The organism is Flavobacterium pectinovorum (genome assembly GCF_900142715.1).
Lineage (GTDB): Bacteria > Bacteroidota > Bacteroidia > Flavobacteriales > Flavobacteriaceae > Flavobacterium > Flavobacterium pectinovorum.
Window position 1 is genome coordinate 1207933 of sequence record NZ_FRBX01000001.1, and the last position, 18470, is coordinate 1226402.

The 18470-nt window shown below is 31.8% G+C and carries 20 protein-coding genes; 9 read left to right on the forward strand and 11 right to left on the reverse strand.

Translation table 11 applies throughout. From position 1 onward, the window contains the following. Positions 1-74 precede the first annotated feature (74 nt). Both BUE22_RS05160 and BUE22_RS05165 read right to left on the reverse strand, forming a co-directional pair. Positions 75-572, reverse strand: a complete 498-nt coding sequence (locus tag BUE22_RS05160) for a hypothetical protein (protein WP_073394008.1) — start codon at positions 570-572, stop codon at positions 75-77. Between the two features lie 123 nt (positions 573-695). Next, positions 696-1553 (reverse strand): helix-turn-helix domain-containing protein, encoded by an 858-nt coding sequence (locus BUE22_RS05165; RefSeq protein WP_073394009.1) that lies wholly within the window; start codon positions 1551-1553, stop codon positions 696-698. A 226-nt stretch (positions 1554-1779) separates the two neighbouring features. On the opposite strand from BUE22_RS05165, the gene BUE22_RS05170 reads away from it, so the two are divergent. From BUE22_RS05170 to BUE22_RS05180, 3 genes are all read left to right on the forward strand, one after another. Then, a complete protein-coding gene (locus tag BUE22_RS05170) occupies positions 1780-1977 on the forward strand; it encodes a hypothetical protein (RefSeq protein WP_042563478.1) in 198 nt (65 codons plus the stop codon). Between the two features lie 239 nt (positions 1978-2216). Then, the gene (locus BUE22_RS05175) at positions 2217-2693 is read left to right on the forward strand and encodes a GNAT family N-acetyltransferase (RefSeq protein WP_073394010.1); all 477 of its coding nucleotides are present in this window, start codon (positions 2217-2219) and stop codon (positions 2691-2693) included. 65 nt (positions 2694-2758) lie between these two features. Beyond that, positions 2759-4021, forward strand: coding sequence for an MFS transporter (locus BUE22_RS05180; RefSeq protein WP_073394011.1), 1263 nt, complete (start codon positions 2759-2761; stop codon positions 4019-4021). Positions 4022-4332: 311 nt separating this feature from the next. Here the strand turns inward: BUE22_RS05180 and BUE22_RS05185 are convergent, their stop codons facing one another. The 9 genes from BUE22_RS05185 to BUE22_RS05225 all read right to left on the reverse strand — a co-directional run bounded on the left by BUE22_RS05185 (position 4333) and on the right by BUE22_RS05225 (position 13706). Beyond that, positions 4333-4707, reverse strand: a complete 375-nt coding sequence (locus BUE22_RS05185; RefSeq protein ID WP_073394012.1) for a hypothetical protein — start codon at positions 4705-4707, stop codon at positions 4333-4335. A 105-nt stretch (positions 4708-4812) separates the two neighbouring features. Continuing rightward, positions 4813-5904 carry a Ppx/GppA phosphatase family protein gene (locus tag BUE22_RS05190; RefSeq protein ID WP_073394013.1) on the reverse strand — a complete coding sequence of 364 codons (1092 nt, stop codon included), beginning with the start codon at positions 5902-5904 and terminating at the stop codon, positions 4813-4815. A gap of 532 nt (positions 5905-6436) precedes the next feature. After that, positions 6437-7069, reverse strand: a complete 633-nt coding sequence (locus BUE22_RS05195; protein WP_073394014.1) for a response regulator transcription factor — start codon at positions 7067-7069, stop codon at positions 6437-6439. A gap of 295 nt (positions 7070-7364) precedes the next feature. Then, a complete protein-coding gene (locus BUE22_RS05200; RefSeq protein WP_073394015.1) occupies positions 7365-8183 on the reverse strand; it encodes an alpha/beta fold hydrolase in 819 nt (272 codons plus the stop codon). 240 nt (positions 8184-8423) lie between these two features. Beyond that, entirely contained in the window at positions 8424-8963 is a 540-nt protein-coding gene (locus tag BUE22_RS05205; RefSeq protein ID WP_124020513.1) for a hypothetical protein, read from the reverse strand. A gap of 321 nt (positions 8964-9284) precedes the next feature. Continuing rightward, positions 9285-10043 carry a hypothetical protein gene (locus BUE22_RS05210; protein ID WP_073394017.1) on the reverse strand — a complete coding sequence of 253 codons (759 nt, stop codon included), beginning with the start codon at positions 10041-10043 and terminating at the stop codon, positions 9285-9287. Positions 10044-10120: 77 nt separating this feature from the next. After that, positions 10121-10453: a magnetosome magnetite crystal formation protein family gene (locus tag BUE22_RS05215; RefSeq protein ID WP_073394018.1), complete on the reverse strand. Its 333-nt coding sequence runs from the start codon at positions 10451-10453 to the stop codon at positions 10121-10123. Positions 10454-10610: 157 nt separating this feature from the next. Then, positions 10611-12524, reverse strand: coding sequence for a hypothetical protein (locus BUE22_RS05220; RefSeq protein ID WP_073394019.1), 1914 nt, complete (start codon positions 12522-12524; stop codon positions 10611-10613). 285 nt (positions 12525-12809) lie between these two features. After that, positions 12810-13706, reverse strand: a complete 897-nt coding sequence (locus BUE22_RS05225; protein WP_073394020.1) for a helix-turn-helix domain-containing protein — start codon at positions 13704-13706, stop codon at positions 12810-12812. A 172-nt stretch (positions 13707-13878) separates the two neighbouring features. Here BUE22_RS05225 and BUE22_RS05230 point away from each other — a divergent pair, with 172 nt between their 5' ends. The 6 genes from BUE22_RS05230 to BUE22_RS05255 are packed head-to-tail and all read left to right on the forward strand — an operon-like array spanning position 13879 to position 18421. Next, complete coding sequence (locus BUE22_RS05230; protein WP_073394021.1) at positions 13879-14730, forward strand: aldo/keto reductase; 852 nt, start codon at positions 13879-13881, stop codon at positions 14728-14730. A gap of 37 nt (positions 14731-14767) precedes the next feature. Beyond that, a complete protein-coding gene (locus BUE22_RS05235) occupies positions 14768-15751 on the forward strand; it encodes an aldo/keto reductase (protein ID WP_073394022.1) in 984 nt (327 codons plus the stop codon). Positions 15752-15760: 9 nt separating this feature from the next. Continuing rightward, on the forward strand, positions 15761-16390 hold the full coding sequence (locus tag BUE22_RS05240) for a flavodoxin family protein (RefSeq protein ID WP_073394023.1): 630 nt from the start codon (positions 15761-15763) through the stop codon (positions 16388-16390). A gap of 14 nt (positions 16391-16404) precedes the next feature. Then, the gene (locus BUE22_RS05245) at positions 16405-17118 is read left to right on the forward strand and encodes a carboxymuconolactone decarboxylase family protein (protein WP_073394024.1); all 714 of its coding nucleotides are present in this window, start codon (positions 16405-16407) and stop codon (positions 17116-17118) included. Positions 17119-17131: 13 nt separating this feature from the next. Continuing rightward, on the forward strand, positions 17132-17632 hold the full coding sequence (locus BUE22_RS05250; RefSeq protein ID WP_084540207.1) for a (R)-mandelonitrile lyase: 501 nt from the start codon (positions 17132-17134) through the stop codon (positions 17630-17632). 33 nt (positions 17633-17665) lie between these two features. Beyond that, positions 17666-18421: an NUDIX hydrolase gene (locus BUE22_RS05255; protein WP_073394026.1), complete on the forward strand. Its 756-nt coding sequence runs from the start codon at positions 17666-17668 to the stop codon at positions 18419-18421. Positions 18422-18470: the final 49 nt, after the last annotated feature.

Consider the following 18470-nt stretch of genomic DNA (forward strand, 5'->3'; position numbering starts at 1 on the left):
ATTAGAAAAGTTGCAAGGCTGTATTTTACAGTTATTATACTATGTAATTATATAATTTACGGTTTATGAGATGATTATAAGTTGGTAACCGCTTTATTAATTTTCTTTTGAATAATAAATTGATAGACAGATCCCGCAATAAATAATACTAAAAGAAGTAGTAATGTTTTCCCTATCAAAGGATCATTGATGTCTTTTGCCAAAGGATGCCCAACCGGAATACGGGTAAACGTTTCGTTGACCGTAGGCAGCATAGACAGTAAAAAACTAAAAGAAAGGGCGAAGTTTTCAAAATAGCGTGCTTTGCCATTTTCCTTTTTTCGGGAATAAAGAAAATAGGCCGCCAAAATTAAAATTACAACAAGTAACGACAAAACATGACCCGGGTTAAAACCACCATGTTTTGATAATCCCAAAGCGGTTAATGAAGTAATCAAAGTGGTATAAAAATAGATTTTTCCGGTAAGTTTGCTTAAATCTATTTTGCCATATTTTATGAATGATATAAGTGCAGCTACAATAGCAGCAACACCAATAAGGGTGTGAAAAATCCCTAAATTTGATAGTCCCATCTTAATTATATTTAAAAATTCTATGTCATTATTGACAATGCAAATTTGCAATACAAAAAGTGGAATGATTTTGTAAAAAAGTTCAATTATTTGGCAATTCGGTTCAACTGAAATAAACTTTGTCTATTGCTTGTTATTTAACTTCAATCGATAATTTGTAGGTGTCATTTTGTATTTGTCGTGAAAACTTTTAGTGAAATTCGCCAGATCATTAAAACCGCAATCAAAAGCAATATCGGTTATGCGTTTATCAGAAAATGAAAGAAGTTCGGCTGCATTTTCAAGCCTTTTTGTCTTGATATAATTGGCCGGAGAAGCGTTGTACAATTTTGTAAACTCTCTTTTAAAAGAAGAAATACTAAGATTGGTTTTTTGTGCCAAATCTTCAATACTAACCTGTAAAAATAAATTGGCTTCTATAATTTGTTTAAAAGTATAAATAGTTGGCGAAAAAAGCTGGGACAAAATAACCTGAATCGTTTCTGCATTTTGCGTCTGCGATAATAAAAGTATGATTTCCTTTAATTTTAAAATCAGAATTTCATCATTTACCAAAGATGGATTTTCGAAATAAAATAAAAGCCCTTCAATATATTTCCGAATCAAAAAGTCATTATTTATTTTTTCGTTTGACTGATTTGTAACACTATTTTTTGGTTTTTGAAGCAGGAAAGGAAGTTCCCGATCGTAGATTTTTTTTAAAATATCAGTGTGAAAACTAATCACAACTATTTCATTGGAACTATTTGAATTTGAATTGCTTATCTTTTTTCCTGTATTTAAACAATTTAAAAGTACCGAATAATTTCTGGGGATATCAATTTGTTCTTCATCTACATGAAATTGAATATCACCTTCAAGAGAAAATAAAAAACAAGCGTAATCTGAAACAGGAAAATCAAATTGAAATGGCGTTTTTATTGCAACTTTTTGCATTAGGGTTTTTCCAAACAAATCAATTTTTTTATAATCAGTAACCATTTATATGAAAATATTTTTTGTGTGAAATTGTAAGAATGACATGTTTATTATTCACCAATTTCGATTTTGAATTTGATGTTTGTTTTTCTTCCGATTCAAAATTAGGGAATTAAAAGATTGGTTTCGCCTTTATTTTTAGTGCTATTTTTATAAGTTTTAGCAAGGATTGTATAAAGGTAAATGACTCTATATCAAGTAATTTTAGGAAAATTAAAATTTACGAGATATGAAAACGAATAATCAAAATTCAAATCACTCTGATAAAAGTGGATTTGACAATCGAAGTGACACCAGAAAACATCAATATAAAGAACATGATGAAGTTCTGACAAACGATGAAAATTATGATGTTGACACTAAAAAATTTAAAGGTAAAGAAGAACCTGAATTAGATGATAAACTGAACAATGAAGAGAAAAAATAAACTCTTAGAAAAACGTCTCAAAAATAGAATTTGAGACGTTTTTTTTTGCCTTTTATTTCCATTTTCTTACGATTAAAAAACACACAAAATCTTCTGAAAAAAACATGCTATTTTAGGTTAAAAAATGATGATTTTTCCATTAAAAAAAAGTACATTTACGGCTTTAAAAATACAAGATAAATTACTTAATAATTCATTGTAAATGAGGGTTTTTGCTAGATTTTTCTTAAACTTTTATTATGGTGAATTTGCATGAGATTTTAGAAATAGATTCCAATAATTTTGAGTCCGTAAAAGACATCATTTTTGAGTCAAAATTAATAGATGAAAAACTGTTAAATTTAGAAAATGCCGTGCTATTTATTAAGTATAAATTAGACCGGAATAAAGCTAAAGTTTTTGTCAAAAAAGAAGATGATATTCCTGTAGCATTTATAGTACTTTATTATAAAGTAAATCCACTTTCTAAAATAAAATACAATTGGCATATTTCATATTTATATGTCAAACCAGATTTTAGAAGAAAATATATTGGTAAAGAAATTATAATGAAATGTATTGATTATGCTAAAAAAACAAAAGTTGATCATATTTCCTTAAATACGGACACTGAAAATTATGCTGCACACCAGCTTTATGAGAGTTTTGGTTTTGTCCGGAAAAATTTTATCTCTAACTATTATTATTACGAAATGAAATTATCGTATGAACAATAAAAGAGTTTTCCTGAAATAGCCTGCCTATAAAATCTATTATTACTTATTACCCAAACCTATATTTTATGATTACAACATTACTTAAGAATTATTTAAAAAATTTCAGTCAGTTTTCTGTAGAGGTTAAAGTTTTAGCCATTACAACTTTTATTAACAGAATAGGTGCGATGGTTGTACCGTTTCTTTCTAAATACATGATGGAACAACTTCATTTTACCTACGGTCAGATCGGATGGGTGATGGTGTTTTTTGGTGTAGGTTCTTTTATCGGAACCTGGATTAGCGGTAAATTATCTGATAAAATTGGTTTTTATAAAGTCATGGTTTTTAGCTTATTCACAAGCGGACTTATCTTTATTTTGCTTCAGTTTTTAACAACTTTTTACAGTTTTTGCTTCGGGGTTTTGTTACTAACCACAGTTTCAGATATGTATCGACCGGCAATGTTGGTTTCACTGGATACTTATGCGACCAAAAACGAAAGAACAAAAGCCTTATCGTTAATTCGATCTTCGGTAAATCTGGGTTTTATGTTTGGCCCGCTGATTGGCGGAATCATTATCACTGTTTTAGACTACACTTTTTTATTTTACATTGACGGCTTAACCTGTATTTTGAGTATTTTGTTATTTGCTATTTATGTAAAAGAGAAAAAATTGCCTTTTAAACTTAATAGTTTCAAATATTTAAAAGAAGGAAATTCGATTTTGCAGGACAAACCTTTTTTGATTCATCTGGTTGTTACCTTAATAACAGGTATTTTGTTTTTTCAAATGTTTACAACTCTTTCTCTTTATTACAAGGAAGTATTCAATTTTACAAGTGTAGAAAGTGGTTTGTTTTTAGCACTAAACGGTGTATTAATATTACTTTTTGAACTTTCTATTGTAAGTTATGTAGAATCTAAAAACATCAATAAACTTTTAATGGTGTCGTATGGCGTACTGGCTATGGCGGTGAGTTACTTGTTTTTGTTAATCGAACACAGCATTTTTGCCCTGATAGCAATGATGGTTTTTATGACTATCGGAATTATGCTTACTTTCCCTTTTGCAAATTCATTTGTAAAAAACAGATCTCTTAAAAAACGGGAAGGTAAATTTATGGCTGCTTTTACAATGAGTTATAGTGTTGCTCATATTTTAAGCACAAAAACAGGTATGACAATTGTAACTGATTATGGATATAAAGTCAATTGGGTATTTTTAACCTGTTTAGGATTTGTAGGTTTTCTTTTGGCTTACCGTTTGGTTTTTATTGTAACAAAAGAAAGTGAAACCATCAAAAAGAAAATTGTCAACTCGCTTTTTACGACTACTGCTAAGTAGTTTAAAAATTACCGCAAAGTTCGCAAAGCTATTTTTATTTAATCTCGCAAAGTCGCAGAGTCGCAAAGAAAAACTTAAAAAAAGAAAAACTTTGCGACTTGCGACTTTGCGAGAAATAAATTAGCGATCATTGCGTAAAACCTTGCGCACCTTGCGGTTAAATTTTTATACAGTCATTATAAAAAAAAGCTCGTAGAAATTACCTTTCAACGAGCTTTTTTATTTTGATTTTATATCCGGATTTTTAAATAACAAATAAAAATCAGCTTTAACAGAAAACGATTTTATGGAGATTTCTGATTTAAAATGAATTACATTTTTTCAGTAATATCCTTTTTAAATTTATTCAAAAGAGCTTTTGTCATTCCTAAATTTGCTTTGTTAGAATCTACAGCTAAATAAATAAAATACTCATTGTTTTCTGAAATATCAATAATGTGAATTTGATTCGTTAATGTAATCATGATATCATCAATATTTTGGGCTAAACCTAAAGCGCTAATTGCGTTTAATTTAGCTTTTACTACTTCTAAGTTAAAAGCTGAAGCCAATTCAGGATCGAAACTACTAACAGCAGAGTCACTAAAATAAGAAATACCACTTTTAATTTCGGTTACTGCAACTGCAATATAACCTGGAATGTTTTTTTTAACTTCATCCCCAAATTGTTGTAAAAAATCTGACATATTAAATTGTTTTAAATTATTGTTTGTATTTATTCAATGGCGTCTAATAGCTTGATAACAATTAAACAGAGATTAAATTTGTTTTTAAAAAGCTATTTTTTAGGACTAAAAATTATTTTTTATTTTTTTAGAACGGTCAACTACATAAGAAACCAACCATGCTATTTGTCCTTCTTTTGCAAAATAGATTTTCTTTGATTTCAAATCAGGAATACTTTCCAGACAGGCAATCAAAATGGTGTTTCCTGAAATTAAATGTTTCTGGCTGTAAGTATTTATTACTTTATCGGCTTGTTTGTTTGTTTTCGCTAAGTTTTCATACTTAACAAAATTATTTTTCAGGATCGCATCATAATTTATAATGTCTTCCATTTTTAGCGGCACAAAATGATCATCATTATTACTGTTGTAATAAAGAGTTACAAATGCCCAAATCGCTCCTCCAGATAAGTAAAGTTTCTTTTTTTGAAGTGATAATGGTTTAGTTTTAAGCATCTGCTGAATTTTTTCTCTTAAAACAGGAGAGTATTCAAAAGATTTTTCTTTGTATACCTGCATATCATTTGTTTCTCTCGGGATTACAATTGTTTTATTAATTGCTTCCGTAAGAGTGATAGTACCGTAATCTAATTTTAAAGGGAAAAACTCAAATTTGTTACCATTAAGTACATCAACATATCCACCTTTTGTATTACCGCCGCCTATATCCAAAACAATAGCATCCTGATAATCTGATGGAGGAATAGAACCTTTGAGTAACATTTTACCTTCTGTTTCGGCAGTGATAAAATCAAGGTCTTTATTTGTCAGTGTTTTTATTTTATCTATTAATGTTTGCTTATTATCGGCAACTGCAACTCCGGAAGAAGCTACAACGTAAATATTTTCATCAATAACCCCATATTGGCTTTTAATTTTTTGCAGATTACTCAAAACTACTGCACCTGCATTATCTATATCTTCTACAGCAAGATTACCATCAATGGCAATACTTTTGGCAATACCAACATTTTCTGTCCAGTATCCAAGAATATCATAATCTCCTTTTTTGATATTATTTACATCGATTACCGAAATTTTGATTCCCTTACTTCCAATTTCAATTCCCGCATAACGACTATCCTGAGCAAATGCCCCAAAAGAAATGAAAAGAATAAAAAGTAAAAAGTAAGCTTTCAAAAAGTATTTATTTTGCATACTATTCTTAGTGTTAATTTTTTAAGCGCTTTTGTATTTCAATCAAATACGTAATTTTTTTAATTACGGTTTATTAATTCGATAATTAGATATAAATAGTTTTGGTTTGGTTTGTAACTGTCCTAATTATATAATTTTCAGCAACTATAATGCTCTCATCTATTTTACTTTTTTAGTAAAATAGTGTAGTAATATTTTAGAATAAAAGAGCGTGCAAAAGTCATCTTTAAATACTTAAAAATTTGTAGCAAAATTTTAAATCGCTTGTAGAATTAATTCTACATTCGTTCTCTAATTTTATTCTATAAGTTAAGTAGTAATAATTTCTTTTGAAGTGAGAAAAATTTCAAAATATTTGGTAAGAAAACAACGTGGAAATAGTGAAAATAAAAGAAACTTCAGAAATTAAAATGTAGTAAGAAGTAAGATTTTTTCGAAAAAAAATATCAGATTTTAACCTGAAAAAAAGTGAATTTACCGATTTTAAGAAATAAAATTGAGCAGTAATTATATTTTAAAATTAAAACAAATATTAATTTTTATAGACCTTTAAAATTTCAATTAGTTTTACGATATTATTGATTCCGAGTTTATCAAAAATTCGCGTTTTAAAAGTACTTACGGTAGACATTTGAATGTTTAATTTATTCGAAATTTCAAGATTTCCGTCTCCGTTTACCAAAAGCTCAGCCACTTCAATTTCTCTGTCGGATAATTTTTCCAGAGGATTGATCGGTTTTTTTAATAAAGCATTTTCTAAGATTATTTCCTTAACGACATCACTGATGTATTTTCCGGTTTCAAGAAGCGATTTTACGGCTTTAATAATTTCTTCGTCTTTGCTGTATTTATTTAAGAAACCATTTGCTCCCGCATGTATGTACCGTAAAGCATATCGGGACTCGTCATAAGCCGAAAACATCATTATCAATAGATTTGGGTGCTTTGATCTGATTTCTTCTACCATTTTGGTGCTGTTTCCTCCTGGAAGGTTTATATCCAGAAAAAGTAAATCCTGTTTTTCACTCAGTTTAGTGAGTAAATCCTCAAAACTATCAGCATGTGTTACAGTTACGCCGTCGAAGGCTTTTTTTAATAACACCGAAACTCCATGTCGAACTACACTATGATCATCGACCAACAATATCCTTAAATCTTTGCTCATTTTTATTATATTAAAAATTGCCTCTAACTAAAAATAAATTTTAGAAAAAAACGGGTAAAAAACCTAAATTGTAATTGTGTTTAAGGAGTGGTCGTAAAGTGTAAACAACAAATATAGGATAAAGGAATAAAAACAACCTGAATAAAATTAGAAAATTTACTATTTCTTAATGTATTTTATGTGGATTTAGTTAGAAGAAATTTTTGCTAAATGAGATGTTTATTTGTTTAATTAAAAAGTATAACCTTCAAAATCAACTGATTTTGAAGGTTATATACTTGGTGTAGATTATTTATTATAATTTGATAAATTCAAGAATATCCTTATTGATGGTTTCTGCTTCTGTAGTTGGCATACCGTGAGGAAATCCCGGATACGAAATTAGTTTTCCATTTTTCAAAAGCTTAGCCGCTCTTGGTGCCTGATCAAAAGGCACGATCTGATCGTCTTCTCCGTGCAAAACCAAAACAGGAATGTCTAAGCTTTTAAGATCTTCTGTAAAATCTGATTCAGAGAAAGCTTTTATGCCTTCATAATGCGCCAATACAGACCCCATCATTCCCTGACGCCACCAATTGTGCTTAATACCTTCCTGAACTTGTTTTCCTTCGCGGTTCCAGCCGTAAAAAGGTATCGGAAAATCATAAAAATATTGTGCTCTGTTAAATCCTGTGCCTTGTCTTATTTCATCAAAAACAGACAATGGAACACCTTCCGGATTTGTTTCAGATTGTATCATTATTGGTGTAACTGCGCTAATTATTACTGCTTTTGCAACACGTTCTTTTCCGTATTTTGCAGCATATCGTATTACTTCACCTCCACCGGTTGAGTGACCAACGTGAATAGCGTTTTTTAAATCAAGAGCAGCTGTCAATTCAGCGATATCTGATGCGTATGTTTCCATATTGTTTCCTTCAGAACTTTGACCAGAACGGCCATGCCCACGGCGATCATGTGCAATTACGCGGTATCCCTGTTTAAGGAAAAACATCATTTGAGCATCCCAATCATCGCTTGATAAAGGCCAGCCATGGTGAAAAACAATTGGTTGTCCATTTCCCCAATCTTTGTAATAAATCTCTGTTCCGTCTTTTACTGTAAATGTGCTCATCTTTTTTCGTTTTAAATTAAATATTATTTATTTGTTTTGATTTCTGATACAAATTTACTGAGGCAGGAGCGGGGCGTTGATTAATGTAGATTAAGAAATAAATATAATCATTTTTAATGTTTTGTAAATGACTGAAAGACTTTTAATTAGAGGATAAAAAGTTTTTTTAAAAAATTAGAAAATAAACAAAAAAGCCCATTTCGCGAGAAATGGGCTGTCTAAAAAACAAATTCAAAAAAATTAAAACGTCTTCACATCAATTCCGTGCTCTTTTGCGTAAGGCAAAGCAAGATCCCATAGTTTTTTATATTTTGCCTCAAAAACAGGAAATGTGGTAGCCTCCATATCTGCAATTGCTTTGTCTACCGTTTCTTTTGGTGCTTTTTTATCCATTAAACGGGCAATTTTTACATAATCATTTTCATATTTGTTCTTCACGAAATTAAAAAGATCAAGCGAAGCATCAATCATGGGTTTGGTTTCTTCCGTAGGTTTTAAGTCTTCGATCTTTTTAATAGATTGATTGAGATAGGCAACCTTAAATCTCAAAATATGATCTTCATAAGATTTTGCCGGAAACGTTCCTTTTTCGTCAAAAGCAATAAGCTGATTGGCGTTTTTGTTTTGTTGCATTGTCTCAAAATCCTTAGAACCAAATTCCATAAATAGATTTGTGTTTAAGGCAGATATATCAAAATATTCTTCTGGCGTATTTTCCATTTTGCACGATTGCAAAACGATTAAAAGCAAAAATGCTATCAGTATATTTGTTGTTTTCATTTTCATTTTCTTTTTTATAATTATTTTTCTTTTATATGGCGTATACTTAATAATGATTCACAATAAATTTTATGACTGATAGCAATATGATTGTAATTATTTTTTAACACATAGAAATATAGTATTATTGAACTCAAAAGGCGTTTCACTTGCATTAACAATCATAGCTATGTGTGAGAAACGAGTTTCTTTTTGATTTACTTTTTTCAAAATCATAAAATCTATGTTTCTATGTGTTTAATTAAATTTTTAAGGTATTATACCCAACGAGTTAATACAAGCAATAAAGCGGTAATTAAACTTATCATGTTAATTCTGTATTTATTCCATTTCAATTTGAATTAAAGCCATTGCAGACTTCTGGCTTCCTTTATCAACGCCTTTATTCCATTGTTCTACAGCTTTTTCCTTTTGACCTAAGATATAATAATAAGTTCCCAGAAGCGTGTAACCTTCAGGTTCCTCCTGCGAAATTATTTTATTTCCAAGGGAAACAATTTCAGGATTCAGCGTTTTTGGTTTTGTGTTTTTTTCAGGATTTAGCAAAGCATTCATGCCCTGATCTTCAATAAGCAGGATTCCGAAATAATCCATACAGGCTTTACTTAACCCCTCATTGCAAAGTTTGCTTATTTTTTCTTTTTTTGCTTTGGCTGCAGTGTTGTCCATCATCATTTCAAGTGCCATTTTTTCGCTTGATATCTTATAATATTCATGCAGCAAAGCGGCTTTCTTTTTAGACAAAGCTTCGTTTTTTCGATTATTTGCTACAATGGTATCTTTTCGAATCCATGTTTCATTATCGACCCAGTTTGAAGCTCCTACAAGAGTGTTATTTTTTATTTTAAATTTAAAAATGCTTTTATCAGGATATACAATCAGCGAATCGCCTTTGGTAAAATAATCACCGGCTCCGATTCCTGTAATATTTACTTTTCCGTTGCCATCAAATTCAAAAAAAGAATACATATTAGAATCCGATTTTGCCTGATAATATCCCTGAATATTATTATCAATAACCTGACCGACTGCCAAATTTGAAAATGAAATCAGGAGCAGTAAATAATAGAATTTTTTCATGATTTTGATTTTTTTATGCAACTTTAAATTCTGTAAAAGCCAGTATTAGACGTAGGTTTCATACTGGCATTTAGTAATTACTTAATGAAATCAAATTTATCAGTAAATAATTTTCCCACTACAGGAACCGGAATTTCCTGCTCATTATTAGCATTGATGATCCCCATAATCCATAATACTAAAACGACAAGATTTACCAGACTTAAAATGCTTGCCAACGTTGGTACTACAGCTGCAATAATTGTTAAAGCAACAGAAATTATAATTCCTAAAATAGCAATTCCTAAACCTTGTTTAAGATGAAATCTTGTTAGAGAATCTTTAACTGTTAATTTATTGTAGTTTACGTAAGCAATAACCCAGCCGATAATAGTAATGTACGAAATAATTGAAAGCGTCTTTTTGTTCATGATTTTTAGTTTTAAATTCAAGTTCAAAACTAATCATGTATTGATCAAAAAAATAAAATCTTGTATATACTAACCATCTACAACGGTCAATATGGTATCTATTTTGTATCTACAAGAAAAATATTTTGCAGATAAAAAAACGCCGTAAGTGTTTATTTTACTGGACAGAAGTGATATAAGTGTCTAAATCAGTTTCGCGGTCCAGATTTAGTTTTTGTTTAATTCGATATCGGGCCATTCGCATGCTTTGCGTTTCAATATTCATGTGATTGGCAATTTCTTTGGTGCTCATTCCTAACTTTATGTAACCGCAATATTTAAAATCCAATTTTGTTAAGGTACCCGAAGCTTTTTCCTGTAAAGTCGAAAAAAAGACAGGATTAGTATTGGCAAGACTTGTTTTTAATAGCTCAAATTCATCATCAACTTCCATGCTTTTGTCGATCGTTTTTGAGATTGTTTTTATATCTGATGATTTCTCAGATTTCATCGTTGACAATTTATTCTGAATGTCTTTTAAAATCTCATTTTTCTTTTCTAACTGCAGGTTATTGGTCATTAATTCCTGCTGAAGTTTTATCTTTTCCTGTTCATTTAACTTTTTTTCCTGAATGGCAATTTGAAGTTCTTTCTCTGTTAATTCAGATTCCAGTAAAGCAATCATCGCTTCTTCTTCTTTTATTTTGGATAAAAGAGTAGCTTCTTCATTGGCTTTTTGAAGCAAAAGGTTGGTTTTTATATAAGATCTTTGTCTAAAATGATACGAACGCAGCATAAATAGAAGCATAAAAAACACCAGAACAACAAGCGCCGTATACAAATAATTTATCTTTTTTCTGGATTCAATATTGTCTGTAAGCAATTGAATTTGCTGTGATTTTTTCTCTGTTTCAAAACGAACGGAAGCGTTGTAATCCCTGGCTCTGTTTTCTTTTTCCATCATAACTGCAACCGCTTTGTCATACAGATTGAAGTATTTTTTATAAGAAGCAAAATCATTTTTGATCTCTGCCAGATCCATGTAGTTTTTATAAAGCAGGGCAAAATATCTAGGGTTTATCTTTGGATGTGTTTCAATAATATCAGACACTTTTTTCAACACCTTTTCAATATTGGGTATATCATTTAAGTTCGTATAAAATTGCGCTTGCTGGCCATACATCACCATAAGCTGCATGGGCTCGTTTAGTTCGAGACAAACGGCTTCTGTTTTTTTTAAATGTGCTAAAGTTTTTTCGGGTTCGGTTTCAAAAAAATGATACAAGTAAAGGCTGGTAAGATTTAGGCAGGTTCTGCCGTACGAGCCAATAATATTTCCTTTTCTTTTTTCATTTTCGAATATAGCAATCGCTTTTAGGTAATTTTTTTCTGCAGTTTTGAGTAAATCCGGATCGGCAGGAGTTTTTTGCTCTGCGTCTCTTACCAAAAAAAGCGCCCAACTGGTTAAACCATTGGCAATATTAACCTGATTTTTACTTTCGTAAGCCAAATCTAAAGCCTTTTTGTTGTATTTTTTAGAGAATACAAGATCGTTATGATCGATATAATAGGCACCCAGATTTTCATATCCGTTTACCAGTTTGTCATATCGTATCTTGTTCTTTTCAAAATAGGCCAATGACTTTAGCATGTACTCAATGTATTTTTCCTTATTTCCGATAAATTCATTTTTATAGGCAATGGCATAATTGGCATATGCGATGGCCTTTGGATCTTTTGATGCTGTGGCTAAAGTATAACTGGAATCGGCATATTTGATTTGCAGTGAAACATTATCCAGAAATCGGGCTACGTCTGAAAGTGCTTCATAAGCAATCGCCTGGCTTTTTATGTCGTTTTCTTTACGAGCCAGTATTAATGCCTGATTTGCATAGTGATACGCTTTTATGGTATCAGTTTTTTTATAACACGAACTAAGCTGGCATAAGTAATCACCTTTTGCTTCGGGAGACAAAGCTGCCTGCTCAATTAATTTAAGCAGTTCTTGTTTGGATTTTTGCGCATGAGAAATATTGGTAACAAAGAAACTGAACAGGATTATATAGAAAATGTTCTGAAGGCTTTTAGTCATAATTTCAGATCGATTGGTGGCATTTATTGAAGAAAAATCTTTGTTTTTTTAACGGAAATAATTCCAATTTAGGATAATAATAACGCCTAAAGAATCTGTATTTCCAGATTGGAATTAGAACCAAAGATATAAAAATAGTAGTAGTAAAAAATAGCAGACAGCTATAAATAAGAAAGCAGAAGTCAGTAGTAATTCATTTTATCGAATTACAAATTGCTTTTTTATAAATTGAAACTCCTGATGATGGAAATTTCAGGAGTTCCATTATTTAATTTTGGAAGTTTTTTAATTTAAACTTCTGTATTCATTGGGCGTATTGCCGACATGCTGTTTAAAAAAACGTGTAAAATGCTGTGGATATTTAAATCCCAACTCATACGCAATTTCATTAATGGTTTTCGAGGAATCGAAAATTTTATTTTTGGCGGCATCAATAATTTTATTCTGGATATATTCCTGTGCCGATTTTCCGGTTTCTTTCTTTATTAAATCACCAAAATAATTGGGTGATAAATTGAGTTCGCCCGCATAATGTGCCACAGAAGGCAAACCCAAAGTATGCGGTTTATCCGAAGAAAAATAGCTGTTTAGTAATTCTTCAAATTTTTCGACAATTCCTTTATTGGCGTTATCTCTGGTGATAAATTGGCGATCATAAAAGCGTTCACAATAATTCAAAAACAATTCGATATTTGAAGCTATAAGTTTTTTACTGTGTTTGTCGATGGCTTGTTTTAATTCAATTTCAATTTTAGAAAAACAATCCAGTACAAGCTGTCTTTCTTTTTCAGATAAATGCAGGGCTTCGCTAGTATTATAACTGAAAAAATTATAGTCATTCATAAGTTTTGCCAGTGATGTACCACGAATTAAATCAGGATGAAAAACCAGTCCGTGTCCTGCCGGCTGGTAATAATCAATTTTATTTTCTACATCAATGGTCTGACCTGGTGATACAAACACTAAAGTTCCTTCCTGATAATCGTAATAATTACGTCCGTATTTTAAATCTCCGCAATTTACTTGTTTTAAAAAGATACAGTAAACCTCAAAGTTCATTTTAGAACCAGTTCTTGGTTTTGCTTTCGAAAAATCGATTATGCTTACCAAAGGATGTAAGGTTTCATGATTATTAAAGTCATTGTACTCACTAATGGTTTCAAAGTTAAATACTTGTTCCATGTCTTTTATTGTTTTGTTGTACAAATTTAAGGAATAGATTGTAGCTTTAGTATTAGTCTGTCCTCAATCAGTAATCTTGGTAGAAGATTCCGTAATCTGTATACCAAAGGCCTCATATTTACTTCGGAAATTTGTAATAATAGAATTATAAAGTATTAAAAATCAATTTACAATGTACAATATAAAATTAAATAACGGAGTAGAAATGCCCATTTTAGGCTTTGGAGTATTTCAGATGCAGGATATGGCAGAATGCGAACAGGCTGTTACAGATGCCATTGAAACAGGATATCGATTAATTGATACTGCGGCTTCTTACATGAATGAACAGGCTGTGGGGAATGCGATTAAAAAAAGTAATATAGCAAGAGAAGAACTTTTTATTACGACAAAACTCTGGGTAAGCGATGCAGGATATGAAAACACAATAAAAGCTTTTGATAAATCACTAGAATTATTGCAATTGGATTATCTGGATTTATACCTCATACATCAGCCTTACGGCGATATTTATGGTTCATGGCGTGCGATGCAGGAATTGTATAAGTTAGGGAAAGTAAAAGCAATTGGGGTTTCCAATTTTCATCCTGACAGAGTTATGGATTTAGTTGCCAATACAGGTTTTATTCCGGCAGTAAACCAGATCGAAACGCATCCTTTTCACCAACAAAATGAAACCCAGAAATTCCTTCAGGAAAACAACATACAAATAGAATCCTGGGGACCTTTTGCAGAAGGAAAGAATGAAATCTTTACCAATGAAGTTTTATTAAAAATTGCAGCAAAATACAATAAATCAACCGCACAGGTTATTTTGAGATGGCTGATCCAAAAATGTGTAGTTGCTATTCCGAAATCAGTTCGTAAAGAAAGAATGGCAGAAAATTTCAACATTTTTGATTTTGAATTAGCTCAGGAAGATTTGAATGCTATTCAAACTTTAGATACAAATGCAAGTCTGTTTTTTGATCACAGAGATCCAAATATGGTAAAATGGCTGAGTGAGCGCACATTAAACAGATAACGAGAAATAAATAATTCAAATTATTAAAGACAAAAAAATGGAAAAGAGGATTTTAGGAAATAACGGACTTGACGTATCTGCATTGGGTCTAGGCTGCATGGGATTAAGTTTTGGTTACGGAAAACCAACAGAAAAAAAGGAAGCGATTGCGTTAATCAGGGCAGCTTTTGAAAAAGGTGTTACTTTTTTTGATACTGCAGAATGTTACGGACCTTTTACAAACGAAGAAATAGTAGGCGAAGCTTTAGCGCCATTTCGTAAAGAAGTTGTCATTGCTACAAAATTTGGTTTTCAGGATGGCGATTCTAAAAAAGGATTAGACAGCAGTCCGGCAAGAATAAAAGCTGTTGTTGAAGCATCGCTTAAAAGATTAAAAACAGATTATATTGATTTGTTTTACCAGCACAGAGTTGATCCGAATGTACCTATCGAAGAAGTGGCAGGAACAGTAAAAGAGTTAATCCAGGAAGGCAAAGTGAAACATTTTGGGCTTTCAGAAGCTGGTGTAGAAACCATTCGCAGAGCGCATATTGTACAGCCCGTTGTAGCATTGCAAAGCGAATACTCCTTATTTTACCGTGAACCGGAAAAAGAAATTATTCCCGTTTTAGAAGAACTAGGAATTGGCTTTGTGCCTTTTAGCCCATTAGGAAAAGGGTTTCTGACCGGAGCTATAAATGAAGAAACAAAATTTGAAGCTTCGGATTTTAGAAATATTGTTCCGAGATTTTCTGAAGAAAACAGAAAAGCCAATCAAACCCTGGTAGATTTAGTAAAATCAATCGCGTCAGAAAAGAATGCTGCCGCATCACAAATTGCTTTAGCCTGGCTTTTGGCTCAAAAACCTTGGATTGTGCCCATTCCGGGAACTACAAAACTGCATCGTTTAGAAGAAAATATTGGAGGCGCAGCAATTCATTTAAGCAAAGAAGAATTAAATAATATAGACAAAGCGCTTAAAAATATAGAAATTGTTGGGGCGCGTTATCCACAGCAATTGCAGGAAAGAGTGGGTAAATAAATCAGCTGTATGAAAAAATCAGCAGCATTCTTATTTTTAATAACGACACTAGTTTGTTTATTTTCAGGCTGCAGTAAAGCACAGGAAAAGCCTCAGGATGAAAAGGAATCCCTAATGGACAAAAATATTTTGATCGTGTATTTGTCACGAACTAAAAACACAAAAGCGGTTGCGACGATTATCCATAAAAATGTTGGCGGATCTTTGGTAGAACTCGAATTGCAAAATCCTTATCCCGAAGATTATAAAACAATTGTGAGTCAGGTTGCCAATGAAAACGAAACCGGTTTTCTGCCTCCGCTAAAAACAAAAATCGAAAACATTGAAAAATATGATGTTGTATTTATAGGCTTTCCAACCTGGGGAATGCAGTTACCGCCACCCATGAAAAGTTTTTTGAAACAATATAATTTAGAAGGAAAAACAGTTATTCCGTTTAATACCAATGCAGGTTATGGAGTTGGCAGCACTTTTCAAACCGTAAAAGAACTTTGCTCGAAAAGTAAGGTTTTAGAAGGGTTTTCTACAAAAGGCGGAATAGAAAGAGACGGCGTATTGTTTGTAATGGAAGGTGAAAAAGAAAAACAGGTAGAAGTTGAAGTTCAAAAATGGCTGAAGAAAATAGGTTTTATGAATTGATTAAATAAAAGAAAATGAAAACACTTTCAATACTAATAATGACAGTAATTATTGCCGTAACTGGAAATGCCCAGACTGATGAAAAATTAAACAAAAAACAGCAGGCCATTATCAAAATTGCTGCAGTTACGGCCAAAGGTGATTTAGTAAAATTAAAAACAGAATTAAATTCCGGCTTAGATTCTGGTTTAACTGTCAACCAAATTAAGGAAGTTCTTGTTCATCTGTATGCGTATTGCGGATTCCCGCGAAGCATTCGTGGACTGCAGACTTTTATGACGGTTTTAGAAGAACGCAAAGCAAAAGGAATTATGGATACCACTGGCGCAGAAGCATCTCCAATAAAAGAAGAAGGATCAAAATATGATAGAGGCAAAGCGGTTTTGGCAGAACTTACAAAGACATCACAAGACGGACCAAAAACGGGTTATTCGGCATTTGCTCCAGAAATGGATACTTTCCTGAAAGAGCATCTTTTTGCAGATATTTTCGAAAGAGATGTTTTAACCTATGCTGAAAGAGAACTCGCAACAATATCAGTAATTGCAAGTATTGGCGATGCAGAACCAATGCTTCAGGCGCATTTTAATATATCACTGAATGTTGGTTTAACACCAGGTCAGTTACAGGAATTTGTAGAAATTATCAAGACAATACTTGGCAATAAAGAGGCTTTGGCTGCACAAAAAGTGTTAAACGAAGTCTTAAAAGCCAAAAAGAAAAATTAATAGAAATGAAATTATGATGAATATAAATTTCAGAAAAAATATAACAATAGCTTCTCTATCCTGTATTATAATGGCAGCATTATCTTGTAATGGTACTAAAGAAAATCATTCAGATGAAAATGTTGTTTTTCCAAAAGGGAAAAAAGTGGGCAATACTAATTTTACAGGAACCGCCTGGCTTACCATGCTGACAGAAAATGATACAATCTACAATACACAAATTGGTAACGTAACTTTTGAGCCTGGTGCAAGAACAAACTGGCATTATCATAAAGGCGGTCAGATTCTTTTGGTTACGCAAGGAAAAGGATATTATCAGGAAAAAGGAAAGCAAATAAAAATAATTAAAAAAGGAGAAGTAATAAAATGTCCGCCCAATGTAATGCACTGGCACGGCGCAACGCCTACAGATACTTTAGTACATGTTGCTATAAGTACCAACACTGATAATGGTACTGTAGTATGGCTTGAGTCGGTTAGTGATGAAGAGTACAGTAAATACAAAAATGATTAAAATATAAAACAGCAGAGAAAGAAAATTATACCAATGGAAAACACATTAAAGGAACTTGTTTGGGAATTTTCCCGTGAAGCCTGGAATGAATATTTGCCACATTTGTCAATTGACTGTACTGTTTTTGGCTATAATACAGCTCATATTAAAGTGCTGTTAGTAAAAATCAAAGATCAGGAACTTTGGTCATTACCGGGCGGATACATCAAAAAAGAAGAGGATATTAAAGAAGCCGCAAATAGAATTCTAACAGACAGAACAGGTGCCAATGATATTTATTTACAGCAGTTTAATTTTTTTGCTGCAGCAAACAGAAGCGAAGATTTCTTTAAAGATTATGAAGATGGATTATGGAACAAACAGCGTTTTATTTCGCTAGGATTTTATGCTCTTGCTGATTACGAAAAAGTAACTCCTGTTACAGATATTTTCTCAAGTGCCTGCGAATGGGTTGATATTAATGATTTGCCGAAAATGATGATGGACCACAGATCGATTTTAGATCAGGCATTGTTAAATTTACGAAAGGAACTCAATTACAAACCAATTGGCTATAATCTTCTTCCGCTGGAGTTTACAATGCCGGAATTACAAAGGCTTTATGAAATCATACTGAATAAAAAACTGAATCGGGGAAATTTCTATAGAAAAATGATTGCGTATGATATTCTGGATAAAATGGACGAACCAAGAATGGAAGGAAAAGCACATAAAGCACCCAACTTATACCGATTTAATATGGAGAAATACAATAGCGCACTTCAGAATGGATTAAAAGAAGGCTGGTAATTTTAAATAATGTAAAATATTAATATTCAATAGTTTATTTTTTTTGTAA